Raw genomic sequence first — 23,869 nt, 5'->3', positions numbered from 1 at the left:
TCTAACCTTGTACTTTCATTACCATTGAGGTTAGATGAGTAACGGAAAGTTTCCTTCTTTTTGTAAAATAAAAAAATTACAAAAAGCTGTAAACAACCACACCAACTGTCGGCTAGTTACATTTGTGATTTTAGCCTTCGTACTTCCAACTTCTAACCTTGTACTTTCATTACCATCCTCCAGAAGCACCGCCTCCACCGAAGCCTCCGCCTCCGAAACCACCTCCGAAGCCTCCGCCTCCGCCAAAACTTCCACCACCACTTCCGCTTCCAAAGCCACCACGTCCCATATTACTTAAGATAATAACATCCAAAAGAGAGCCTGCTTTATGTCTGCGACCACCACGACCTCCGCCACGATGATTTTTTCTGCTTAAAATGATGAGGATAACAATAAAGAATATAAAAACAAGTACAGGACCCATAGGAAACGAGTCATTGTCTTGTCGAGTACCTTTAAAATTACCTTCAAGACGTGCGATCATCTCATTAGTTGCCGCATCAAGACCTCCATAGAAATCTCCTTTTTTGAATGCAGGAATCATGGTTCGATTGATCATACGTTCCGCATCGCGATCCGAAATAATAGATTCGATGCCGTAGCCGGTATTAATATCTACCTTTCGATCATCTTTAGCCAATAGAATGAAAATACCATTATCTTCATTAGCTTGTCCAATACCCCATTTTTGCCCCCATTTAGCACCTAGTAATGAGATATCTTCTCCTTTTGTAGTAGAAATAATAGCAATTACTATTTGTGTGGATGTGGTATCACTGTAACGAATTAATTTCTGTTCTAATGATTTTTGCTGGTAGGAATTTAATAATCCTATATAATCATAAACCGCTGTTTGTTTTGCGTTTGAAGTAGGTTTTGGCGGAATATCAAATTGCGCATGAATAACACCATTCCCTAAAAAAAGAAATGCTAAAAATAGGAATATGCTGTTGTTTATGCTTTCGCGAAAGCGTATATAGAATCCTTTATATGTAGCAAATGTATCTGTCATTAACTCGTGGTAATCTCGTCTGGAAGTTCGTTGATATCTCCATGTTGCCAAGGGAAATAATCGCTTAGGCGTTTACCTGTATCTTGAATCCCTTGAATAATTCCTTCTTTAAAACGACCTTCTTTAAAATGACTACTCATCGTGTCTCTTGTAGCCTCCCAAAAGTTATCAGGTACTTTTTTGTCAATACCACGATCACCACAGATGGCAAATGCATGGTCATCTACTGCGATGTAAATAAGAACCCCATTTTCTTCTTTGGTGTTATCCATTTTTAAAATGTGGAAGATTTCTTTAGCACGTGTAAACGTATCTAGATCCGTATGTCGTTCTAGGTGTACACGTATCTCACCCGAAGTAGTGCTTTCGGCAATGCGAATTGCTTCAACAATTTCTTGCTCTTCTGCTTGTGTGAGAAAATCTTCTACCGTAGACGCCATTACTTACTAAAGTCAAATTCTACTTCAGGAGCTTTTTCAGCTCCAGCGTCTGCTTCAAAATAAGCCCGTTTGTCAAATCCTAAGAATCCAGCAATAAATTTTGTTGGAAATAATCTAATTTCAGAATTAAGTGCTTTTGCGCTGTCATTGAAACGATTACGTTCTACATTAATACGGTTTTCTGTTCGCTCTAATTCGTTGATGAGTTCTCTAAAGTTTTCATTCGCTTTTAAATCAGGGTAGCGTTCAAAGGTTGCTAATAATCTTGATAATGCTGAAGTTAATCCTGATTGTGCTTGTTGGAACTGTTGTAATTGAGCAGGTGTGATATTGGATGGGTCTATGGTAATAGAGGTCGCTTTAGAACGTGCTTCAATCACCTTTGTCAATGTTTCTTGTTCAAATTGAGCATATCCTTTTGCAGTATTTACAATGTTAGGAATCAAATCTGCGCGACGTTGATATGAGCTTTCTACATTACCCCATTGTGCATTTACACCTTCATCTAATGGAACCAAATTGTTGTTCACTCTAGCTATCCATGCTCCTATAAGGAGAATAAATACACCAATTGCTATTAATACGATTAATCCTTTCTTCATGTCTGGTTAGTTTGTGTTTATTGATTTTTGTTACAAAATCTCTTAGAATTTAGTAACAGTGTACAAGTTAAGAAAATCTTATATTCTGGATTCTGTAACAAAATAAGAATTTTATCTACCTATGAAGTGTATAAAATAATCGATGATGAGAACAACAAAGTATGTATTAGTTATCATAGGGATATTAGGAATGATAGCATCATTATACATGGGAATTGTCCATAAAGATGTAATCCCAAATATTTCATCATTTATAGCAAGTCTTTCTTTACTGTATGTAGGGTTTTACAAAGTGGTGCCTTCAAAAACCACCAAAACTCCTATAGTAATAGAAAAATCTAAAGATTCTTTTTAAGTGCTATTAATTGTGCTTTTACGTTTTCTAGTTTTCTGATGATATCAAAATTACTAAGCGTTTCTTTTTTACCTTCTTTAAGGTGAGTTTTAGCACCCTCTAAAGTAAAGCCTCGTTCTTTAACAAGGTGATAAATTAACTCTAGATTTTTAATGTCTTGGGGCGTAAATTTACGATTCCCTTTTGCGTTTTTCTTAGGTTGTAAAACGTCAAATTCCTTTTCCCAGAATCGGATTAGAGATGGGTTTACACCAAAAGCTTTGGAAACTTCTCCAATACCATAATATAATTTTTCTGGAAGGTTTACGTGCATATTAATCTAAAGATTGATTCTCTTGAAGTGATTGTTTTAGTAACTCATCAAACTCTGCAGGAGAAAGTTTTCCGTAATAAAAATGAATGGGGTTAATACGTTCTCCTTCTTTAAAAATTTCATAATGTAAATGAGGTGCTTCAGAACGTCCTGTACTTCCTACAAAACCAATAAGGTCACCACGTTTTACTTTTTGCCCTTTTTTTACATTGTAGGCATTTAAATGCGCATATAAACTTTCGTAACCGTATCCATGTGTGATTCGGATATGCTTTCCGTACCCAGAAGCTGTTGCGTCTGCACGAGATACTTTTCCATCCCCAGAAGCATATACAGGCGTTCCTCTTGGGGCTGTAAAGTCCATTCCCCAGTGTTTCTTACGTGCTTTTGTAAATGGATCAGTACGGTATCCAAAACCAGAAGCCATACGTGTTAAATCCTCATTACTTACAGGTTGTATCGCCGGAATAGCAGCTAGTAATTTTTCCTTATCTGCAGAAAGCCTTGCAATTTCATCAAGTGATTTTGATTGAATATCTAGTTGTTTTGTGATCTGATCCATACGTTGATGACTCTCAATAATCATAGCCGAGTTGTCATAACCTTTTAGGTTTTCATAGCGATTTACACCACCAAAACCAGCTTTACGTACTTCATCAGGAATAGGATTTGCATCCAATAAAATTCTATAAATCTCATTGTCGCGATCTTGTACATTCTCTAAAACCTTACTTGCAAGATCCATTTTAGATTCTAGTATAGATAGCTGTAATACAAGGTTTGCATTTTCTCGTTCTAGTTTACGCTCCTTAGGAGTATCTATTCCAGAATTAGATATGGCAATTAATAAAATAAGCCCCATAAGAACAGAAGCTGTAAAAAATAATAGAACAAACCCTACGGTACGTCCTTTTTTACGCTCTACTTTTCGATAAGAAAGCGTGTCACTATCATAGTAATATTTTACCTTAGACATAAGTTAAAATGTGTATTTTTGCCAGATGTTAGTGATGGTTTATACGCTTTCGCGAAAGCGTACCCATACCAACACAACGATCAAAGATAAAAATAATTATTCGATACGATTACTTCTATGAAATCTCAAGAAATACGTGCAAAATTCTTAGCATTTTTTGAATCCAAAAAACATGACATAGTGCCTTCTGCCCCTATGGTATTAAAAGACGACCCTACACTTATGTTTGTAAATGCCGGTATGGTACCTTTTAAAGAATATTTTTTGGGGAATAGTACTCCTAAAAATACGCGTATATCTGATGCTCAAAAATGTATACGAGTTTCAGGAAAGCAAAATGATCTAGATGAGGTTGGAAAAGATACCTATCACCATACCATGTTTGAGATGTTAGGAAATTGGAGTTTTGGTGATTATTTCAAGAAAGAAGCAATCGAATGGGCATGGGAGTTACTTACCGAAGTTTTTGAGATTGATAAGGATAGTTTATATGTGACAATTTTTGAAGGTGATCAAGAAGAAGGATTAAAACGTGATCAAGAGGCATATGATATATGGAAACATCTTATCGCTGAAGATCGTATCCTAAATGGAGATAAAAAAGATAACTTCTGGGAGATGGGGGACCAAGGACCTTGTGGACCTTGTAGTGAAATTCATGTGGATATCCGATCTGCAGAAGAGAAAGCTAAAGTAGATGGGAAATCATTAGTAAATCAAGATCACCCATTAGTAATTGAGGTATGGAATCTTGTATTTATGCAATTTAATCGTATGGCAAATGGATCGTTAGAAAACTTGCCTGCACAGCATATTGATACAGGAATGGGATTTGAACGACTATGTATGGTATTACAAGGCGTACAGTCCAATTATGATACAGATGTTTTTACACCATTAATGCGTGAAATAGAAACCATTACTTCTTTTAAGTGCGGGCATAAAGAAGAAACTGATATAGCTGTTCGCGTGGTAGCAGATCATTTAAGAGCCGTTGCATTTAGTATTGCTGATGGTCAACTGCCTAGTAATACGGGAGCAGGATATGTGATACGACGTATTTTACGTAGAGCAATACGCTATGGATTTACATTCTTAAATACCAAAGAACCTTTTATTTATAAGTTAGTCAATACACTTGTAAAACAAATGGGGGAGGCATATCCAGAGTTGAAACGAGAGAAAAACTTGATTGTTAATGTGATAAGAGAAGAAGAGCAATCTTTCTTACGAACATTAGATCAAGGATTGATCCTATTAGATACAGTAATTAACAATACAAAAAGCGATACGATCTCAGGAGAAAAAGCTTTTGAATTATATGATACGTATGGTTTTCCAAAAGATTTGACAGCGCTTATTCTTAGTGAAAAAGGATTAAAGCTAGATGAAGAAGGTTTCCAAGTAGAGCTTCAAAAACAAAAAGATCGTTCTAGAAATGCGTCTAAAGTAGATACTGGAGATTGGACCGTTTTAATAGATGATTCGGAAGAAGAGTTTATAGGGTATGATACCTTAGAAACTTCTGTAAAAATTACACGCTATCGTAAAACAGAGAGTAAAAAAGATGGAGAAGTCTATCAACTGGTATTTAATTTAACTCCTTTTTATCCAGAAGGAGGAGGACAAGTAGGAGATAAAGGCTATCTAGAGGTGCCTAATGGAGAAGTGGTGTATATCATAGATACCAAAAAGGAAAATAACCTCATTATACATTTAGCAAAGAATCTTCCAAGATCTACTGAAGGAACATTTAAAGCTGTCGTAGATGAGAAGCAACGTTTCCGTACGTCTGCAAATCATACAGCAACACATTTATTACACCAAGGATTACGTAAAGTCTTAGGAACACATGTGGAGCAAAAAGGAAGTATGGTACATAGCCGTAATCTTCGTTTTGATTTCTCACATTTCTCAAAAGTAACTGCCGAAGAACTAAAAGCAGTAGAAAACTTTGTAAACGCTCGTATTCGTGAGAGTTTGCCATTAGAAGAGCAACGTGGTATTGCGTATGACCAAGCGATCAAAGAAGGTGCTATTGCATTATTCGGAGAGAAATATGGGGATGCCGTACGTGCAATTCGTTTCGGAAAATCCATGGAGCTCTGTGGAGGAACACATGTACAAAGTACAGGAGATATCTGGCATTTTAAAATCACTTCAGAAGGTGCTGTCGCATCTGGAATACGTCGTATAGAAGCGATTACTAATGATGCAGCAAAAGAGTATTTTACTTCAGAAACCGAAGCATATAATAAAGTAAAAGCAACCCTTAAAAATGCGCAAGATCCAGTAAAAGCGATTACCAATTTAATGGATGAAAATACTGCGCTTAAAAAACAAGTAGAGGCACTTGTTAAAGAGAAAGCTCAAAACTTAAGTGGTGATTTAGAAAAGGAATATGAAGAAGTTAATGGAGTACAATTCTTAGCCAAAAAAGTAGATTTAGATGCCGGTGCTATCAAAGATTTAGCCTTTAAGTTAGGTCAGAATAAAAATGATGTTTTCTTGCTTTTTGGAACAGAACAAAATGGAAAAGCATTATTGAGCTGTTATATCTCAAAAGAACTTGTAGAGAGTAAAGGGTTAAATGCAGGTCAAGTGGTACGCGAACTTGGAAAGCATATCCAAGGTGGTGGAGGTGGACAACCTTTCTTTGCAACCGCAGGTGGTAAAAACCCAGCAGGTATAGATGCTGCTTTGGAGGCTGCTAAGCGTTTTTTAGATTAATAAGAAAATAGGACATAGTCGATTCGCGTTTGCTCACGTATAGAATATAGATAACTGTGCCTTAATAATAAATGTTAGAAAATAAAGCTCCTTCCCTTTCAGGGGAAGGTGGATTTCCATTTACTCATGAAAGTAAATGGAAAGACGGAAGGGGTTATTGTAATAAATCCCTTGTAAATGTGTCCTATGAAACTACAAACCAATATCCCATTACAACCTGCTTCAAAACAATTTGGTTATGAAGAGAGCGTATTGTTATTGGGGTCTTGCTTTGCTGAAAATATAGGAAATACACTTTTAGATAATAAATTTCAAGCAGTAGTAAACCCTTATGGGATTCTTTTTCACCCACTGGCTATTGAGCGTGTGTTGCAAGATGTATATAATAGTACAGCTAGTATAGAAGAGACTATTTTTGAATTGGACGGTATTTGGAAATCTTTTATAGCGCACAGCCAGTTGAATAGCTCTTCTAGAGCTGCTTTGGTAGATAAATTAACCGAAGCTAAAGAACAACTTGCAAAGTCAATTGCTAAAGCCTCTCATATTTTTATTACGCTAGGAACTGCGTGGGTATACCAACATAAAGAAACAGGGATTGCTGTAGCAAACTGTCATAAAGTACCTCAAAAAGAATTTGTAAAAGGAATCCTGCCTATAGAAGAAACGGAGGCAAGTCTTAAACGACAATGTGCAATTATTCAAGAAATAAACCCTAAGGCGACTATCGTTTTTACAGTCTCTCCAGTGCGACATCTTAAAGATGGTTTTGTAGAAAATATGCGAAGTAAAGCACATTTGATTTCGGCAGTACATGAAGTTTGTGAGATAAAAGGAGTACAGTACTTTCCTGCATATGAATTGATGATGGATGAACTGCGTGATTATCGTTTTTATGCTACAGATATGCTACACCCAAGCCAACAAGCTATAGAGTATATTTGGGAGAAATTTCTAGAAGTATACGCGGGAGTTTATGCTGAGCCTAGTCGAAGTACGAAAGCAAAAACAACACTCAAAGAAGTACAATCTATTCGACAAGGACTGTCGCATCGTCCTTTTAATGCAAGCAGTGAACAACATCAAGAATTTCTTCGAAAACTAAGAATTCGTATAGAAACATTACAACAAGAATATCCTCATATTGAATTTTAGTAAGACGCTATGATCGAAAAATATAGTAGATTCGTAGGACTAAGTAAACTATTCTATGAATCGTAATATAGTATATGGAGTTTTTGTAGCGATACTCATTGTGTTGAGTTTTCGATATTGCGAGTTTAAAGATGATGATCATCAGCGTCTAGAAGAGCACTCTGCACTAATTGAAAAAACCATTAAAAATGTTGGGAAGCTCGTAGTGACAGAAGGAGAGTATGCTGAAGTATTTACCTATGAAGATTCTAAAGATTTTTATTTGGATATACTCACAGCTACTAAAAAAGCATTGGTGATTGCCAATGCAAAAGCTACAATTTCCTATGACCTTAGTAAGGTGGAAACTAAGATAGACGAAGCAACACAGACCGTTTATATTACTCATATTCCAAAACCAGAATTAAACATTAATCCTAATTTAGAATACTACGACATCCAACAGGATTTATTCAACCCTTTTGAAGCCGAAGATTACAATGTGATCAAGACTAGAGTCACAAATACACTTCGAAAAAAAATAGAAGCTTCTAGTTTATATACCAATGCCGAAAATAGATTGATTACAGAACTTCATAAAATCTATATTTTGACTAACTCTTTAGGATGGACACTACAATATGAAACAACCCCTATTACGGGTATTTCAGATTTTAAAGAGTTGTTAGATTAGTCTTTAGACTTCCTATTTCATTTTCCGTTAACTACATTGTTTTATAGTGTGTTAAATACCGCTTTCGCGAAATCGAACCTGTGAGACCTGCCTGCCGGCAGGCAGGTTCACGACCAAAGGGAGAACAAAGTGATAAAGCGATCACAGGTGTATTGCATAAATACGTCAATTGCCGTATGGATTCTCATATGCTCTTTTATCAATTTTACACCATCAAATAACAACACTAAAAACTTCAATTATGAAAACAATTAAATTAGTAATGCTTCTATGTGTCATTGGATTAACCTATACTTCTTGTAAAACAGATGATGATGGAGGCGATGGTGGAAATGCTGCTGCTGGTACAGTTGCAGCAACAGTAAATGGAGAGTCATTTACCTCTAGTGACATTGCAACAATGGCAACACAAATTACAGCGCAAGGAATTACAACGCTTAATATTGTTGGGTCTGCGTTATCTGCGGGAAGTGCTAGAACAATAACACTAACGATTGTAGGTGTAGATGGAGAAGGAACCTATCCTATTCAAGTTTCAACAGATAGCGGAATCATACCAGCAACGGCTACTTATATAGAAGCATCTGGAAATACTGGCGGCGGCGGAATAGACGGGTCTTGGTTAGCACCTTTTGATGAAAGCTTAGCAGGTGAGATAAATATTTCGGAAATTACAGATACTACTGTAAGAGGAACATTTAGTTATAGAGCAAGAAGTCAAGACGATGAATCAAATTTTGTGGAAATAACAAACGGTTCATTTAATCTCGATTTATAATAGGTATAGTATATCATCCTAATAGTTATGAGAACGACTCTGATTTTTCAGAGTCGTTTTTTGTTGTTATACGAATTGAATCATACAAATTATAGGGCAGTTGACGTATTGAATGACATCGTTGTGATTAAGACTTTTGAACTAGTAAAAATTTAAAACCAATCAACAATGAGAACAGCACATTTTTTTGTAATTACTCTTTTACTAGTAACAACAAATATTCTAGCACAAAAAGCAGAAACACCTGATATTACTTACAATATCGATGGTAAGATTAATGAAATGATTCTTACCGAAGTGGGTACCTTAATCGTAGCAAGTAATGACGGACTTGTAGGTATTAAACCAGAATCTAAAGAAGTCGTTTTTAACTTTACAGATTATGGACGTGTTAAGCCGGAAGAAGTATATGTAAAACCACAAACACCTTATTTGACTGTAGATCAATCTGGATTTGCCGCAATTAGCACTAAAAAGACAGTAATTGATTACCTGTCTGGTCAAACGTTATTTAGCTCAGAAAAAAATGGATGGAAGCAAGTAAATGTATGTGAAATCATGATGCCGCAAAATAAGCTTGTAGTCCAAGGGCAACGTAAAGCCAAAGAAAAATATGCAAATGCAATTGCTATTTATGATTTAAATACAGGAAATCAAGAAACCTATTTGAAACTAAAATATTCAGAGTTTTTTCAAGGAAAACCTTTATTACTGGATGATGGTATTGTGATGTCTTCTAGCAAAGGAACTTTTAAAATAGATCTTAAAAATGGACAAGAATTATGGCGTAATGATTTAAAGAATGTTACTGCGATGATCACAAATGATGATCAGTCCGAAATATATACGGTTCAAGCAACTGCCAATGGTCAAAACTCTAAAATCAGTAAAATAGGTGCTAATGGAACTGTACAATGGGCAAAACCTCATAAGGTAAAAGGAGGTGTGAGTCAGCTTTCATTAACCCCTAAAGGTCTGGCAATCGTAAGTGATGTGGATAATTCTGGAAAGAAAGGATTGATGAAATTAGCCGCAGGAAGATCAGAATCTAAGATTGCATTTTTAGATCAAAACTCAGGAGAAGACCTTTGGGATAAAGCCCCTAAAACAAAAGGATATGTACAGCATTTTTATGTGATGGATGACGGAATTCTCTTTGGGGTCTATGAAGGAGGGATCAATAAAATTTCATTTGATGGAAAAACTTTGTTTAAAAAACCTTTAAAAACAGGAGAGAACATTATTACCATGGCAGATACAGATCAAGGGTTGATTTATGTTACGAGTTCAGACTGTAATATTGTAAATCTTGAAACAGGTGAACAGGCTTGGAAAAAACCATTAAAGTATAAGCGTGCAGATGCTGTGGCAGTAACCTTAGATCAAAATAATAATAGATATCTTTTAAGTACAGATGAAAAACTATATGCAATCAATACCCAAACAGGAGAAGCTTCTATGCTAACAGAAAATAAATTTGAAGGAAAAGAAGAGCCTTCAGATATAGAAGTGCGATCTAATGGTATTTTAAGAACATCAGATCAAAATATGACCATGTTAGATTGGGAAGGAAAAGAAGTATGGCATGAGTATAAACGAGCTCCAGGGAAAAGTGCTTTTGGAGCTATACTAGCAGGAGCCATGGCAGTTGCATCTGCAGCAGCTGCGAGCGCATCATATCTTGAGGCCAATAGTCGTAGAGATGTGCTGGGTAACCTCACCCAAACAGGAGAAGCATATGCAGATCTAGGAGATGGATTGTTAATGGCAACAGGAGCATCTGTTGCAGAAATGCTAAAAAAGTTTAAAGCCACTGCCGCTACAAAAGATGCACAATTTATATTGACAAAATTAGAAGAAGGTGTAGGTCTTGTAAAGCTGAATAAAGATACAGGGGCTATAGAAAAAGAAATTGTATTAAGAGATAAAAAACCAGAGTATATCGTAGACGATCATTTTGGTGTATTGTACTATAAAGCAAACAACAGTACTATTTATATGTATAATCTAAAATAACAGCGTATAAAAAAGCTCAGAATGTTGAGGTTTTTACGTGAGCCAGAATAAGATACTTTATCTGTTCTGGCTTTTTTTGCTTTCGCGAAAGCAAAATACGACAATTGCCCTATAGCATAGTAACAAGTATGTATAGATATTTGAGCACGTAAAAATTATCAATAAAATCAAAAAAGATAGCTTTTTAATAGTGGCTTGGGGGAGGCACTATTAGGATTTGAGGAAGCCACGATTTTTGTGGCTTTTTCTCATTTCTTTTGATTTTGTTACTTTTAAAATAACTAACCATTCTGAAAATCATGAGATTTAAATACTATTTGTTAGCACTTTTTTTTGTGCAATTCACTTACGCTCAAAATGAAACTAAAGAGGTAGATAGTTTAAAGCGTCTTATTAAAAACGTTAAAAATGATGTTGTAAAAGGCCAGTTATATCTTGATCTTAGTCATGCTTATTTATATGAAATAAATGATTCTACAACGCACTATTTAGAAAAAGCAAAACCATTTCTTAACAAGCAACCAGATACGATTGTTTTTAAGTGGCATCATAATTACATGCTTTATTATCTGGATGTTAGTAATATGGATTCTGCGTCTTATCATAGAGAAAAGATGCTTCCTTTAAAAGATATAAATAATACAACCAAAATCAATTTTAGTTTAGATTCTGGGTATTTCTATTACTATCAATCAGATTTTACAAATGCAAAAGATGACTGGGAAGTAGGTTATAAAATAGCATTAGAAGAAAATAATGAAGAAGAACAAGTGTCTTTTGCTTCTAAAATTGCGCTTTGTCATCAACAACTTGGCAACTATGAGCAAGCAATAGATTATGGGCAAAAAACGTTAGACTTAGCTATTAAAAATGGAGATAAAGATGAAGAGTCGAGATCGTATAATAATACAGGGATGCTTTTTGAGAAGCTCAATCAATATGAAAAAGCGCAAGAATATCTTTTGAAATCATATAGAATAGATAGTATAACAGGTGATAAAGAAGGCTTGGTAGGTACCCTTATGAATCTTGGAATTGTAAATAGAAAAACTGGAGAAAAACAGAATGATACCACCAAAATTCTTTTAGCTAAGAAATACTATGAAGAAGGATTGCAAATAAGTAAAGAAATTGGTTATGAGCAAGGTGTACAAGGGGGATTAGTCAATCTAGCAAATATTGAATTAACCCTTGGAAACGATAAAAAGTCTATTGAGTATGGTTTTGAGGCTGTCGATTTAAATGAAAAGAAAGGAAATAAAATAGCAGAGATTATCTCAAGATTGAATCTTGCAATTGCCTTAAAAAATGAAAAGCGCTTGATTGAAGCAGAAGCGCAAATTAAAAAATCACTTGATTTGTCTAAAAAGACAAAATTTAGAAGAGGAGAACAAGATGGATATACCGTACTTGCTTCGATAGAAGAAAGTAAAGGAGATCATGAAAATGCACTTCGTACGTATAAAAAATATGTAGATATTAAAGATTCGATATCTTCAAATGAAGTAAAAAATAAAGTGAATGAATTAGAAATAAGTTTTCAAACTGCCCAAAAAGAAGCAGCACTTGCAGATACACGTACAACACTAGCCGAAAAAGAATTAGAAGTTCGGAAGAAGAATAACCTTATTTATGGAGTCGGGGGAGGCGCATTGTTTCTCGGGCTTTTAGGCTATCTTTTTTATAACCAGCAACGCCTTAAAAACAGACAACAAGTAAAAGAATATGAACTTGAGAAAGCGTTGGTTAAAATAGAAACCCAGAATCGTTTGCAAGAACAGCGTTTACGTATCTCTAGAGATTTACATGATAATATAGGGAGCCAGCTTACTTTTATTACCTCTTCATTAGACAGTTTAAAGTACGGAATGAAAGAAGAAGAGGTGAAGACAAAAGAAAAGCTTACAGAGATAGGAGCTTTTACAAAAACAACTATTAATGAATTACGAGATACCATCTGGGCGATGAATAAAGAAAAGATCACGTTTGAAGATCTAGAAGCGCGCTTAGGAAACCTATTAGATCAAGCACGTACTGCTGCACCAGAAACTAATTTTGATTTGATCATTAATTCTGAAATTAATAGAAACGATGCATTAAGTTCGGTAGAAGGAATGAATCTGTATCGTATGATACAAGAAGCTATTAATAATGCCGTAAAATATGCTGAAGCTAGTGAGATACGTGTTACGCTTTCACAAAAGCAAAAACAATTAGAAACCATTATTGTAGATAACGGAAAAGGATTTGATACCCAACGTCCAGATTTAGGGAATGGCTTGACAAATATGAAGAAACGTATCAAAGAATTAGAAGGAGAAATAGTGATAGTATCAACTATTGAAGAAGGAACGTCGATTAAAGCGCATTTTCCATTATCATTAAATACGGCAAACGACGTATAATTTATATGTTTTGTTAGTCGTACTTTTAAATCAAAAGAAGAGTATGGAAAAACTGATTTTTTTGATTGTGTTTATAGTATCTGCTCTCAGTATATTCTTGTTTAAAACAAGAAATCAACAATTGAAGAGTGCTCATAAACAAAGGAAAAGAATACTTAAAGAACGATTAGATATAAATAAAAAGCAAATACAAAAGAGACATCATTATCTTAAAATGTATAAACTGTTGATGTTTAATTTAGAAGAGTCTTTACATGTTCAAGAAGAAATTGATGTATATTATAAATGATGAATATTAAACTAGCGATTATAGATGACAATACATTTCTTATCAAAGCGATAAAAGATAAATTGTCTTTTTTTGATGATATTTCTATTAAGTGGATTGCTCTAGATGGAAGTCAAGGACTTACGAAACTAGAAGAGAATCATAATCTGGATATTATTTTAATGGATATTGAAATGCCAGTTCTTAATGGTATTGAGACCACGCAAATGGTTAAGCAAAAGTATCCGCATGTTAAAATAATTATGCTTACTGTTTTTGATAACGACGAAAATATATTTAAAGCGATTCAAGCTGGAGCAGATGGCTATTTGCTAAAGGAAGTAGATCCAGAAACATTACATAAAGGAATTCTCGAAACCATTAATGGTGGTGCTGCAATGAATCCCAGTATTGCTATGAAAACACTTAAACTTCTTAGAAATCCTGTAAATGAAAAATTTTTAGAAAATAAAGAGGAAATCAGGTTGTCTAAAAGGGAAATAGAAGTGTTAGAACAATTGTCTAAAGGGCTTAGTTATACTGTTATTGCAGAGAACCTTATTTTATCACCAAGCACGGTTAGAAAGCATATAGAAAACATCTATAAAAAACTACAAGTGCACTCTAAAATAGAAGCAGTTCATAAAGCAAAACGGCATAACTTGATTTAGTAGATTACCTGTACTAAAAGGCTATAATATCTCTATTGATTTATTAATGCAATACCATTTTCTATAAGATGCGCGATTTCTGGGCGTTCTTCTTTAAGTCTTATAAGATGTTCTAAAACCGCTTTCGCGAAACCTGTGACGAGCGCAGTCGAAGTAGCGGAATTATTCTCATAAACAAGTTCGTAGATTTCTAATGAAAGTAACCAGTCAGTCGAATGATATGTAGACACTTCTTCAAAAATTTGTGATAACCTTTCTTCAGAAATATTTCCTTCTCTAAGATCACGTACTTCTTGATATAGTGTAAGCAACTGCTGTTCTTTCTCAGAGATGTTATTTTTAATAGTCGTAGAACTTACGATATGCTCATCTAATTTGAATGATAGATAATCGGCGGCACCTGCAAAAGCAGATAAGATTTCTTGACCTAATGCCATATCAAAGTCTCCCATTTCAGGAGAAAATAAGACTTCATCTTTATAACGCACTGTACAATCTGTAAACTGGATGAGCATTAGTTTTCCGTTAAGATTACGCATTCCCGTAACGTTAAGACCGTCTACAGTGATTCCGCTTTCAAATTCAAATGAAATAGGCTTACCATCATAAAAATTATATGCCTGTAAATCTCTAGGTCCCATATTTTCTATGGATAGGTTAATCCCTTTTAGTTTTCCTAGTGGTGATCTGAAACCATTAAGATGTCTAGTTGTACCATGCCCTATCAATTCTTTTTCGCGATAAGCAAGTGCTGTAGGACCTTCAGTTTCAAAATAAATAACTTCATTGTCTTCATTTTGAATCATGCGTGTAAAAATACCACTCACTTGAAGTCCTGTGCTTAACTCAATTGTACCTATTTGTTTGGATTCAATTAATTTTCTGAGTCCGCGCCATCCTCCTTTACGCACTGCCATCGTACTCGCAAATTCTTCAAGCACTTTCATAAGGTATGCAAAATCAGGTGTTACATACAATTGAGGTTGTGGCTTTGTGATATCAAACTCCTGATAAATAGCATCAATCGAATACGGTAATTTCTTTACCTGATCTGTCATGCACCAAGCGCTTTCTCCTATAGATGATAATAATCCTGCACCATAAATTTTAGGATCTTCAGTTGTACCTATAAGTCCATATTCAACAGTCCACCAGTGTAAATTACGTATTAATGCAATTTCAGAAGGTTCTACTTTTTTATGTTGAAGTTCTTCTACGTATTCTTCTGCTTTTTTAATAGTATCGAGATATTCTTCTTGAGCAGGAGTAAGCGTTCCCTCTCCTTTTGGGAGGGGGCTAGGGGGAGGGCTTTCTTTTAAAATAGATAGTTTGCGTACAGCTTCATACATATCCATATCATGTGCACTAGAAATAGCTTTAGCGCCTATTTCTCCAAAACGTCTTAGGTATTCTGCATAATCTGGACTCGCAATAATAGGAGCATGCCCAGCGCCTTCATGTATAATGTCAGGAGCAGGCGTATACTCAATATTTTCTAATTGACGAATATCACTAGCAATTACCAATACTTTATAAGCTTGAAATTCCATAAAAGCATTGGGAGGGATAAACCCATCTACTGCAACAGCGGCCCAACCAATTTCTTTTAAAATACGATTCATCCCATACATAGATGGAATCTGATCTATAGAAATACCTGTTTGTCTGAGACCATCTAAATAGCTTTCATGAGCTACTTTAGCTAAATAATCTACATTCTTGCGCATTACATAACGCCATACAGCCTGATTAATAGGTGTATAGTCCTCATAGTTTTGAGGTTTGATATATTGCTTTAAATGTGGAGGTAAACGATCCAGTAATGGATTGGTTTCTATAGTAGTACTCATAGAATGTAAAATTAATGACTTTAGTGGAAATTTTCACCACTCCTTTCATAGAGTTTTATGATTTTACTAAAAAGGTCAATTATAGTTGATTCTCTATTAATCATAAGACAAGTCCAACATAAATTTCACTTTCATAAAAGCTTGCCAGTTATGATAATATACGACAACTGACGTATGTTTTCTCAGGGTTTTCTCTGGTAGTTTTGAAAAATATAAAATAAAAACCATGAGAAAATTTATAATCGTTTTTTTAGTAGTCTTTAGTTTCTTTGCTTGTAGTAGTGATGATAACAACACAATGATGGAAGAAGAGCAAATGGAAGAACAAATGTCAAGTGAAGGGTGTAATGGAGATATCTGTGAGGCAACTGTTGGAGCAGATGAGACTGCTGCTACAGTGCCAGATACAGCCTTTGGAACGTATAATGTTGAATACACATTTGCAGATGCTAATTCGCCTTTTGAATTAGGAACAATAGCTATATTTATTGTAAAATCAGATCAAACATTAAGTGTTGAAGTAGAAGGGTTTGAATGTATCACCATTAGTAACCCAGTGTGGCGTTTTGGAGCAGATGAAACATCTGGGAATTATACGTTTCAAGATGAGTGCCGTGATATACTATCGTATAATTTATCCTATAATACAGATGGTAGTTTTAATGAAGTAAATATAGAACCAGCAGAAGGGGCAGGATTTTTTGGTCAGTTTACATTACAATAAGTAAACCCTTGTAAGAGCAAGTATCTTTTGTTGAAATTGCCTCTATACACTTTATGAAAGCAAAGAACGCTAGTTTCAAGATTCTTTCATAAAGTGTATATTGCGCGTAATGAAAACAAATACGCTTTCGCGAAAGCAGGAAATATATAGAACCGCTGCTAGACTTTTTAAAGAAAAAGGGTATAGTGCCGTCACCATGAGAGATCTCGCTGCGGCCGTAGGTATCAAGGCAGCGAGTTTATACAACCATATTTCGTCAAAACAGCAAATACTCTCTGAAATTATTATAGATATTGCAGAGCAATTTACAGAAGGAATTGATACGATTACGCATCAAAAAACAGACGCAGTTACAAAATTAAAGGCAGTTATAACTCAGCATATAACGCTCACTGCAGATAACCCGTATGGTATGGCAGCGCTTAATAATGATTGGATGCACCTAGAAGGAAAGCTAGATTATTATTTAAATTTACGTTCACAGTATGAAAATACATTTAAAGCTATTGTTCAGGAAGGAAAAGATTCTGGAGAGCTTAAAGATGTTAATGTTGAGATTTTATTGTATTCAATACTCACTACATTGCGCAATCTGTATTTGTGGATTCCTAAAAAAGGAGAACTTAAAAAAGACGAATTAATAAAAGGTTTGACTGTGACGCTTCTTCAAGGTGTTGAAAAATAGCAAATTATGTGTTTATTTGGAAAATAAACTAACAATTGTTAGTTTTGTAGTATTCTAAAAATCATAATGGCACAATTTCACAACATAGCAATTAAAGATATTTATAAAGAAACTTCAGATTGTTCTGTAGTGACCTTTGATATTCCTGAAGCATTATATAGCGCTTTTGATTTCCAGCAAGGACAACATCTTACTCTTAAAGCAATATTAGATGGACAAGATGTGCGTAGATCCTATAGTTTATGTTCAAGTCCTGTAGATAAAGAATGGAAAGTTGCTGTAAAACAAATCCCAGGAGGATTGTTTTCTACATATGTTAATGAAAAATTACAAGCAGGAGATGTTCTAGAAGTTATGGAGCCAAGCGGCAAGTTTGGTGTTGCAGTATCAAAAGATCAAGCTAAGAATTATGTGGTTTTTGCAGCAGGTAGTGGGATAACTCCTATCTTATCTATGATTAAAACACATTTGGCATTGGAACCAAATGCTAAATTCAAGTTATTCTATTTAAATAGAACCGTAAAATCCATTATCTTTAAAGAAGAGATAGAACAGCTGCGTAATCAATACTTTGGGAGATTAGAGATTTTCTATTTTTTAACTAAAGAGCAACGGGATATCGAGTTATTTAATGGGCGCTTTACAAGTGATAAATTACAAACGCTTACCAAAACATTGATTTCTGTAGAGGCTACAGATGAAGTATTTATTTGTGGACCAGAAGAAATGATATTTCTTATACGCGATGAATTGGTTGCAGCAGGATTAGAGAAAGATAAAGTTCATTATGAATTATTCGTAACAGGACTTTCTGAAGAAGATAAACAACGCGCTGCTAGACTTGCAGAACAACAAGTAGAAGGAGTTGAAGTTACCATTGTGGATGGAGGAAAAGACTTTCATTTTACAATGACAGATGAATATGATAATATTCTAGATGCAGCATTAGGTGCTGGTGCAGATTTACCATTTGCTTGTAAAGGAGGTGTATGCAGTACCTGTAAGTGTAAAGTAGAAGAAGGATCTGTTGAGATGAAAATTAACTATGCATTAGAAGAAAATGAAGTAGCTCAAAACTTAGTCTTAAGTTGCCAAGCCGTGCCAACTTCAGAGAATGTAAAAGTGAATTTTGATGTGTAAGCCTTTTTAGACGAGCATTCCTACGGAGGTGGGAATCTTTTGAAAATAGAACAGAAGTATATTCTCTCCCTTTGGGGGAGATGCCCAAAGGGCAGAGAGGGTTTTCGCGAAAGCAAAACATATAATAGAAACATTAAAGAGATTTCCGCCTTTGTGATTCAAATATCTTCCGTGAGGACGGAAGACTCAATAAAGCAAAGGAATATTGCAAATAAATGAAAAGACTATGAGTGAAAAAGAAGTAAAAAACTTAGAAGAAATTTTTGAAGCGCGTATTGCACGTGATGAAAAAATTGAGCCTAAAGATTGGATGCCAGAGAAGTATCGTAAGACGCACATTCGTCAGATTAGTCAGCATGCGCATTCTGAAATTGTGGGGATGTTGCCTGAAGGGAACTGGATTTCAAGAGCGCCATCATTACGTCGTAAAGTAGCTTTGCTTGCAAAGGTGCAGGATGAGGCTGGACACGGACTATACTTATATTCTGCGTGCGAAACATTAGGAATTTCTCGTAATGAGCTTTATGATCAATTACACACAGGAAAAGCGAAGTATTCATCTATCTTTAACTACCCAACAGTAACATGGGCAGATATGGGCGCTATTGGATGGCTAGTAGATGGTGCTGCAATCATCAATCAAGTGCCCTTATGTAGTACTTCATATGGACCATATGCTCGCGCTATGATTAGAGTATGTAAAGAAGAGAGTTTTCACCAACGTCAAGGATTTGAAATTATGTTAAAACTAGCTAATGGAACTCCTGAGCAAAAAGATATGGCGCAAGATGCATTGAATAGATGGTGGTGGCCTTCATTAATGATGTTAGGTCCTACAGATGCAGAGTCTGTACATACTGCACAATCTATGAAGTGGAAATTGAAACGTAAGACAAATGATGAGTTACGCCAGCAATTTATAGATCAAACCGTACCACAAGCAGATTTATTAGGATTGACCATTCCAGATCCAGATTTAAAATGGAATGAAGAGACCGGTCATTATGATTTTGGAGAAATAGATTGGGATGAATTCTGGCAAGTTGTAAAAGGATATGGTCCTTCTAATAAAAAACGAATGAAAGATAGAGTTGGTGCATGGGAAGAAGGAACATGGGTGCGTGATGCAGCCATGGCTTATGCTGAGAAGAAGGAGAAGCGTAAAAACGATATTAAAAGAGCAATCTAGATAATAAAGATATTCTCTCCTTCTGGGAGAGATGCCCAAAGGGCAGAGAGGACTTGTCAACATAAATCCTCTTCAAAATTTAAAAGATACCCGCCTAACGCGGGCATGAATTATGTCAAAAAATAACTGGCCCCTTTGGGAAGTCTTCGTAAGAAGTAAAAACGGATTAGAACATAGACATTTTGGAAGCCTTCATGCTGCCGATGCAGAAATGGCATTAGAAAATGCACGTGATGTATATACACGCCGTAGTGAAGGTGTGAGTATCTGGGTAGTTGAAAGTAGTAATATTACAGCAAGTAATCCAGAGAATAATGGAGAACTATTTGAACCCGCTGCAGATAAAGTATACCGTCATCCTACATTTTATGATTTGCCTGATGAGGTAAAGCATATGTAATATTCCCTCATCCCAACCTTCTCCCTAAAGGAGTAAGGAGTAATATTTTAATTATGACAAATAATAGTACAACAGATACAAGTTCTCTCCCTTTAGGAGAGATGTCCGAAGGACAGAGAGGGAACTTATACAATTATATTCTAGGTATTGCAGACAATAGTCTTATCCTTGGACAACGTCTAGGAGAATTATGTGGTCATGGACCAAGCCTAGAAACTGATATTGCTGGGACAAATATTTCATTGGATTTGTTTGGTCAGGTACGTAGTTATTTTCAGTACGCAGCTCAGATAAGTAGTGATAATGATGCTACAGAAGATACGATTGCGTTCTTAAGAATAGAACGTCAATATAGGAATGTACTACTTGTAGAACAGCCCAATACGGATTTTGGTTATACGATCGTACGTCAGTTTCTTTTTGATGCCTATCATCTGTTATTTTTAAGAGAATTAGAAAAAAGTAATGATGAAACCCTTGCCGCTATAGCAAAGAAGTCTATTAAAGAAGTAAGTTATCACTGGCGTTTTTCTTCAGATTGGATTAGAAGGTTAGGAGATGGTACAGAAGAAAGTCATGAACGCGTGCAAGAAGCTGTGACAGATTTATGGATGTATACCGATGAGCTATTTCATCAAACCGAGGCAGATCAAGCAATGATTGCAGAGGGTATTGGAGTAGAAACATCTAAACTAAAAGAGATCTATTATAAAATGATCTCAGAAGTGTTAGAAGAAGCTACTTTAGAAGTTCCAGAAGGTAAATACTTTCATAAAGGAGGAAAACAAGGAATCCATTCAGAATATATGGGATACATCCTATCAGATATGCAGTATATGCAACGTACCTATCCTAATATGGAATGGTAAGGTGACTGATATTGAATCAATATTATATGCTCTTTTAGGTTTATTAATCATAGTAATAGGTTTTAGAATGTATTCGTATTTTCATAAAAATATAGATTCAATAAATAATGAACCTGGTAAATTATATGCAGTTGCAGTAGTTGTAATTGTAACTGGAATTAGTGTTTTAGTAATGTCTGTTATTTTACTTTTTTTAAATGCATAATGTTATTTTGAATGTTCAAACCCAACATATAGAACCACATCTTGTATCAATCCTGGAATCTGTTTCAGATCCAGAGATACCTGTGCTTTCTATTATGGATATGGGTGTTGTACGAGAAGCCATTGAAGTAGATGGAGTGATTCAAGTAAAAATAACACCTACCTATTCGGGATGTCCAGCGATGGATGTCATTGGGGATGATATTGTATCCGCTTTCGCGAAAGCGAATAAAAAAGCAAAAATCAAGTTGGTGTTGAGTCCTGCTTGGACAACAGACTGGATCACTGATCGAGGAAGGAAGGCACTTGAAGAATATGGAATCGCAGCCCCGTTATCTCCCGAAGCAGATAAAGAAGCATTATTAGGCAATAAGAAAATTGTAAAATGTACCAATTGTGGGTCGACAGAAACACACTTGGTCAGTCAGTTTGGTTCCACAGCTTGTAAAGCATTATTTAAATGTGACATCTGTCAAGAACCCTTTGACTATTTTAAATGCTTGAAATAAGATCAGTATGAAAAATATATTTTTAGCACTGCTTTTTATAGTTTTTACTTTTTCTTCAGTAAAGGCTTCCAAAGTAGTTGTTTCTACAGATATTGGATTTGATGCTAATGATAGTACTTCCTTTTTAGAAATAGCATTTACAAATACAACTGCAGATACAATTGTTATAGATAATGTAGGAATGAATTGGCGTACAGGGCCTCTTGATATAAATCGGGATGATGTGACAATTATTTTAGAAAAAGGTGTGGTGATACGAGCACTCCCTAATGTATTTGGAGAGTTTGATTCCTTGATACGCATACGAGATAGAAGTAATATTACCATTCTGGGATATGGAGCTACATTAATAATGAATAAGCAAGAATATATTGATCTTGCTGATAGTGAATTTAGGCATGGTATTGATTTGAATTCTGCTATAAGTATTTTAATAGAAGGATTGACCATACGAGATTCTGGAGGTGATGGTATCAGTATCAGTAAAAGCTTTGCAGCAGATAGTCCTCAGAATTATTCGGAAAATATCAGGATTAAAAATTGTGTTTCAAATAATAATTACAGGCAAGGATTAGCAATCATATCTGCAAAAAATGTTGAGATTTTGTATTGTGAGTTTTCAGATACTAGCGGAACATTACCAGAAGACGGGATTGATATAGAACCTTTTGAGCCAGATCAACGTATAGAAGATGTGCTTATTAAAGGGTGCAGAATTCTTAATAATAATGGAAATGCGATTCAGGTAGCCATGGAGTTTATGGACGACTCCTCTCAAGATATTTCTATAGTAGTAGAAGATACATACATGTCTGGTAATCATGATCCTTCCAATACATTTTCATTTGCAGAATTAAATATAGATGACAATGGTGAAAATGGAGTAGATGGCTTTGTTACTTTTTCTAACTGTTATATAGATAGCAGTGAGTGGACAGCCGTATATATATCGAAGACTATAGATAGTTATCAGGCAAATTTTGAAAATTGTGTTTTCAAAGATGTTTCAAATGATCCTATAGATTTAAATAATCCGATTTTCTTTGAAGTAACAGATTATGAAAATCCAGTAGCGAGGTTTGGAGGGGCTACATTTACAAATTGTACAATTATTTATGATGAGGATATTCCATTTCTGAATTTAGTGGAGAACTTACCTACATCTCCAGGTTTAGGGAATGTTACGGGAAATTTTTACGTAATTAACCCTAATAATGTTGCTTTTGAAACTGGAGTCGATCCTGAAAATACAGCAGTTACATTTGACTCTTTTAATAGTTTTCCAGAGACAGAAGTAACTATTACTGCTTCGCAATTGCAGTATACAGAAGGCGTTGATGCTTCTTTTCAATTTGATCTCCAAAGGGAGAGTGAGTTGTTATTACCTGTAGCGGTAAATCTCTCTTTAGAGGGAACAGCAACTTTTGGTGAAGATTATGATAAACAACCAGGTTTTGTATTATTTGAAGATGGAGAAAGTCAGTTAGAAGAAACTATTGATATTGTACTTGATCAAGAAGAAGAAGCTTTAGAAGTATTAGATATTGAAATTTCTCCTAATGATTGTTATGCGATAGGCTCTGAAGCATCTTTATCATTAGAGCTAATAGATGGAACATTAAGTGTTGATGCTTTTGATGTGGGTTTATTAATAGTATATCCCAATCCAGTAGATGACACTTTAATACTTGAATTACCGGAAGGAAATTATCAAGTAATTTTATATTCAATTTTAGGTAATAAATTAAAAGAATTCTCTTTATTAGAGAGTGGTTCTCAGATAACGATGAGTAGTTATCCTGACGGAACGTATATTTTAAAAATAATTGACAGTAAGAGTCAAAAACAAAAAAGTATAAAACTTATAAAAAAGTAAGTTTAAATAAATTTAAAACAATCCCTGCT

General features: G+C 35.0%; 22 protein-coding genes. 16 read left to right on the top strand and 6 right to left on the bottom strand.

What is annotated here, in order from left to right:
* Window positions 1-169 precede the first annotated feature (169 nt).
* Genes Q1A01_RS18570 through Q1A01_RS18560 form a run of 3 tightly spaced genes read right to left on the bottom strand, consistent with a single transcriptional unit; the run spans window position 170 to window position 2,054 of the window.
* Complete coding sequence (locus Q1A01_RS18570; RefSeq protein WP_299683816.1) at window positions 170-1,012, bottom strand: YgcG family protein; 843 nt, start codon at window positions 1,010-1,012, stop codon at window positions 170-172.
* On the bottom strand, window positions 1,012-1,452 hold the full coding sequence (locus Q1A01_RS18565; RefSeq protein WP_299683814.1) for a TPM domain-containing protein: 441 nt from the start codon (window positions 1,450-1,452) through the stop codon (window positions 1,012-1,014). Before Q1A01_RS18565 ends, Q1A01_RS18570 begins: the two co-directional genes overlap by 1 nt.
* Window positions 1,452-2,054, bottom strand: coding sequence for a LemA family protein (locus Q1A01_RS18560; protein ID WP_299683812.1), 603 nt, complete (start codon window positions 2,052-2,054; stop codon window positions 1,452-1,454). Before Q1A01_RS18560 ends, Q1A01_RS18565 begins: the two co-directional genes overlap by 1 nt.
* A 142-nt stretch (window positions 2,055-2,196) precedes the next feature.
* On the opposite strand from Q1A01_RS18560, the gene Q1A01_RS18555 reads away from it, so the two are divergent.
* Window positions 2,197-2,409, top strand: a complete 213-nt coding sequence (locus Q1A01_RS18555; protein WP_299683810.1) for a hypothetical protein — start codon at window positions 2,197-2,199, stop codon at window positions 2,407-2,409.
* Here the strand turns inward: Q1A01_RS18555 and Q1A01_RS18550 are convergent.
* On the bottom strand, window positions 2,393-2,722 hold the full coding sequence (locus tag Q1A01_RS18550) for a MerR family transcriptional regulator (RefSeq protein WP_299683808.1): 330 nt from the start codon (window positions 2,720-2,722) through the stop codon (window positions 2,393-2,395). The two genes, Q1A01_RS18555 and Q1A01_RS18550, sit on opposite strands and share 17 nt — an antisense overlap.
* A 1-nt stretch (window position 2,723) precedes the next feature.
* On the bottom strand, window positions 2,724-3,698 hold the full coding sequence (locus Q1A01_RS18545; RefSeq protein ID WP_299683806.1) for a M23 family metallopeptidase: 975 nt from the start codon (window positions 3,696-3,698) through the stop codon (window positions 2,724-2,726).
* 117 nt (window positions 3,699-3,815) lie between these two features.
* Between Q1A01_RS18545 and alaS the strand changes: the two genes are divergently transcribed.
* The 7 genes from alaS (at window position 3,816) to Q1A01_RS18510 (ending at window position 14,394) form a co-directional block, all read left to right on the top strand.
* Entirely contained in the window at window positions 3,816-6,428 is a 2,613-nt protein-coding gene (alaS, locus tag Q1A01_RS18540) for an alanine--tRNA ligase (protein WP_299683804.1), read from the top strand.
* A gap of 186 nt (window positions 6,429-6,614) precedes the next feature.
* Window positions 6,615-7,583, top strand: a complete 969-nt coding sequence (locus tag Q1A01_RS18535; protein WP_299683802.1) for a GSCFA domain-containing protein — start codon at window positions 6,615-6,617, stop codon at window positions 7,581-7,583.
* Window positions 7,584-7,638: 55 nt separating this feature from the next.
* On the top strand, window positions 7,639-8,256 hold the full coding sequence (locus Q1A01_RS18530) for a DUF4230 domain-containing protein (RefSeq protein ID WP_299683800.1): 618 nt from the start codon (window positions 7,639-7,641) through the stop codon (window positions 8,254-8,256).
* A gap of 241 nt (window positions 8,257-8,497) precedes the next feature.
* Window positions 8,498-9,034, top strand: a complete 537-nt coding sequence (locus tag Q1A01_RS18525) for a DUF6252 family protein (RefSeq protein WP_299683798.1) — start codon at window positions 8,498-8,500, stop codon at window positions 9,032-9,034.
* A 168-nt stretch (window positions 9,035-9,202) separates the two neighbouring features.
* Window positions 9,203-11,050: a PQQ-binding-like beta-propeller repeat protein gene (locus Q1A01_RS18520; protein WP_299683796.1), complete on the top strand. Its 1,848-nt coding sequence runs from the start codon at window positions 9,203-9,205 to the stop codon at window positions 11,048-11,050.
* Between the two features lie 299 nt (window positions 11,051-11,349).
* A complete protein-coding gene (locus tag Q1A01_RS18515) occupies window positions 11,350-13,455 on the top strand; it encodes a tetratricopeptide repeat protein (RefSeq protein WP_299683794.1) in 2,106 nt (701 codons plus the stop codon).
* Between the two features lie 288 nt (window positions 13,456-13,743).
* Window positions 13,744-14,394 (top strand): response regulator transcription factor, encoded by a 651-nt coding sequence (locus tag Q1A01_RS18510; protein ID WP_299683820.1) that lies wholly within the window; start codon window positions 13,744-13,746, stop codon window positions 14,392-14,394.
* Between the two features lie 32 nt (window positions 14,395-14,426).
* On the opposite strand, the gene Q1A01_RS18505 is transcribed toward Q1A01_RS18510, so the two are convergent.
* Window positions 14,427-16,244, bottom strand: a complete 1,818-nt coding sequence (locus tag Q1A01_RS18505; protein ID WP_299683792.1) for an aromatic amino acid hydroxylase — start codon at window positions 16,242-16,244, stop codon at window positions 14,427-14,429.
* Window positions 16,245-16,470: 226 nt separating this feature from the next.
* Between Q1A01_RS18505 and Q1A01_RS18500 the strand changes: the two genes are divergently transcribed.
* The 8 genes from Q1A01_RS18500 (at window position 16,471) to Q1A01_RS18465 (ending at window position 23,840) form a co-directional block, all read left to right on the top strand.
* Window positions 16,471-16,968, top strand: coding sequence for a hypothetical protein (locus tag Q1A01_RS18500; protein ID WP_299683790.1), 498 nt, complete (start codon window positions 16,471-16,473; stop codon window positions 16,966-16,968).
* Between the two features lie 109 nt (window positions 16,969-17,077).
* Window positions 17,078-17,653: a TetR/AcrR family transcriptional regulator gene (locus Q1A01_RS18495; RefSeq protein WP_299683788.1), complete on the top strand. Its 576-nt coding sequence runs from the start codon at window positions 17,078-17,080 to the stop codon at window positions 17,651-17,653.
* Between the two features lie 66 nt (window positions 17,654-17,719).
* Window positions 17,720-18,793, top strand: a complete 1,074-nt coding sequence (locus Q1A01_RS18490; protein WP_299683786.1) for a 2Fe-2S iron-sulfur cluster-binding protein — start codon at window positions 17,720-17,722, stop codon at window positions 18,791-18,793.
* 226 nt (window positions 18,794-19,019) lie between these two features.
* Window positions 19,020-19,982 carry a 1,2-phenylacetyl-CoA epoxidase subunit PaaA gene (paaA, locus tag Q1A01_RS18485; RefSeq protein WP_299683784.1) on the top strand — a complete coding sequence of 321 codons (963 nt, stop codon included), beginning with the start codon at window positions 19,020-19,022 and terminating at the stop codon, window positions 19,980-19,982.
* Window positions 19,983-20,094: 112 nt separating this feature from the next.
* The gene (paaB, locus tag Q1A01_RS18480; protein WP_089369517.1) at window positions 20,095-20,382 is read left to right on the top strand and encodes a 1,2-phenylacetyl-CoA epoxidase subunit PaaB; all 288 of its coding nucleotides are present in this window, start codon (window positions 20,095-20,097) and stop codon (window positions 20,380-20,382) included.
* Between the two features lie 101 nt (window positions 20,383-20,483).
* Window positions 20,484-21,251 (top strand): 1,2-phenylacetyl-CoA epoxidase subunit PaaC, encoded by a 768-nt coding sequence (gene paaC, locus Q1A01_RS18475; protein ID WP_299683818.1) that lies wholly within the window; start codon window positions 20,484-20,486, stop codon window positions 21,249-21,251.
* 197 nt (window positions 21,252-21,448) lie between these two features.
* Window positions 21,449-21,964 (top strand): 1,2-phenylacetyl-CoA epoxidase subunit PaaD, encoded by a 516-nt coding sequence (gene paaD, locus Q1A01_RS18470; RefSeq protein ID WP_299683780.1) that lies wholly within the window; start codon window positions 21,449-21,451, stop codon window positions 21,962-21,964.
* Between the two features lie 7 nt (window positions 21,965-21,971).
* Window positions 21,972-23,840, top strand: a complete 1,869-nt coding sequence (locus Q1A01_RS18465) for a right-handed parallel beta-helix repeat-containing protein (RefSeq protein WP_299683778.1) — start codon at window positions 21,972-21,974, stop codon at window positions 23,838-23,840.
* The last annotated feature ends 29 nt before the right edge of the window (window positions 23,841-23,869 follow it).

Origin of the sequence: uncultured Dokdonia sp., assembly GCF_947492815.1 — a bacterium.
GTDB lineage: Bacteria > Bacteroidota > Bacteroidia > Flavobacteriales > Flavobacteriaceae > Dokdonia.
The sequence above is the reverse complement of the archived record's forward strand: the minus strand, read 5'-3'. Positions and strand labels throughout refer to the sequence as shown.

Bases quoted from the DNA above. Each gene is read 5' to 3' on its own strand.
- Q1A01_RS18570 (WP_299683816.1), bottom strand. From the start codon at position 1,012: ATGACAGATACATTTGCTACATATAAAGGATTCTATATACGCTTTCGC.
- Q1A01_RS18565 (WP_299683814.1), bottom strand. From the start codon at position 1,452: ATGGCGTCTACGGTAGAAGATTTTCTCACACAAGCAGAAGAGCAAGAA.
- Q1A01_RS18560 (WP_299683812.1), bottom strand. From the start codon at position 2,054: ATGAAGAAAGGATTAATCGTATTAATAGCAATTGGTGTATTTATTCTC.
- Q1A01_RS18555 (WP_299683810.1), top strand. From the start codon at position 2,197: ATGATGAGAACAACAAAGTATGTATTAGTTATCATAGGGATATTAGGA.
- Q1A01_RS18550 (WP_299683808.1), bottom strand. From the start codon at position 2,722: ATGCACGTAAACCTTCCAGAAAAATTATATTATGGTATTGGAGAAGTT.
- Q1A01_RS18545 (WP_299683806.1), bottom strand. From the start codon at position 3,698: ATGTCTAAGGTAAAATATTACTATGATAGTGACACGCTTTCTTATCGA.
- alaS (WP_299683804.1), top strand. From the start codon at position 3,816: ATGAAATCTCAAGAAATACGTGCAAAATTCTTAGCATTTTTTGAATCC.
- Q1A01_RS18535 (WP_299683802.1), top strand. From the start codon at position 6,615: ATGAAACTACAAACCAATATCCCATTACAACCTGCTTCAAAACAATTT.
- Q1A01_RS18530 (WP_299683800.1), top strand. From the start codon at position 7,639: ATGAATCGTAATATAGTATATGGAGTTTTTGTAGCGATACTCATTGTG.
- Q1A01_RS18525 (WP_299683798.1), top strand. From the start codon at position 8,498: ATGAAAACAATTAAATTAGTAATGCTTCTATGTGTCATTGGATTAACC.
- Q1A01_RS18520 (WP_299683796.1), top strand. From the start codon at position 9,203: ATGAGAACAGCACATTTTTTTGTAATTACTCTTTTACTAGTAACAACA.
- Q1A01_RS18515 (WP_299683794.1), top strand. From the start codon at position 11,350: ATGAGATTTAAATACTATTTGTTAGCACTTTTTTTTGTGCAATTCACT.
- Q1A01_RS18510 (WP_299683820.1), top strand. From the start codon at position 13,744: ATGAATATTAAACTAGCGATTATAGATGACAATACATTTCTTATCAAA.
- Q1A01_RS18505 (WP_299683792.1), bottom strand. From the start codon at position 16,244: ATGAGTACTACTATAGAAACCAATCCATTACTGGATCGTTTACCTCCA.
- Q1A01_RS18500 (WP_299683790.1), top strand. From the start codon at position 16,471: ATGAGAAAATTTATAATCGTTTTTTTAGTAGTCTTTAGTTTCTTTGCT.
- Q1A01_RS18495 (WP_299683788.1), top strand. From the start codon at position 17,078: ATGAAAACAAATACGCTTTCGCGAAAGCAGGAAATATATAGAACCGCT.
- Q1A01_RS18490 (WP_299683786.1), top strand. From the start codon at position 17,720: ATGGCACAATTTCACAACATAGCAATTAAAGATATTTATAAAGAAACT.
- paaA (WP_299683784.1), top strand. From the start codon at position 19,020: ATGAGTGAAAAAGAAGTAAAAAACTTAGAAGAAATTTTTGAAGCGCGT.
- paaB (WP_089369517.1), top strand. From the start codon at position 20,095: ATGTCAAAAAATAACTGGCCCCTTTGGGAAGTCTTCGTAAGAAGTAAA.
- paaC (WP_299683818.1), top strand. From the start codon at position 20,484: ATGTCCGAAGGACAGAGAGGGAACTTATACAATTATATTCTAGGTATT.
- paaD (WP_299683780.1), top strand. From the start codon at position 21,449: ATGCATAATGTTATTTTGAATGTTCAAACCCAACATATAGAACCACAT.
- Q1A01_RS18465 (WP_299683778.1), top strand. From the start codon at position 21,972: ATGAAAAATATATTTTTAGCACTGCTTTTTATAGTTTTTACTTTTTCT.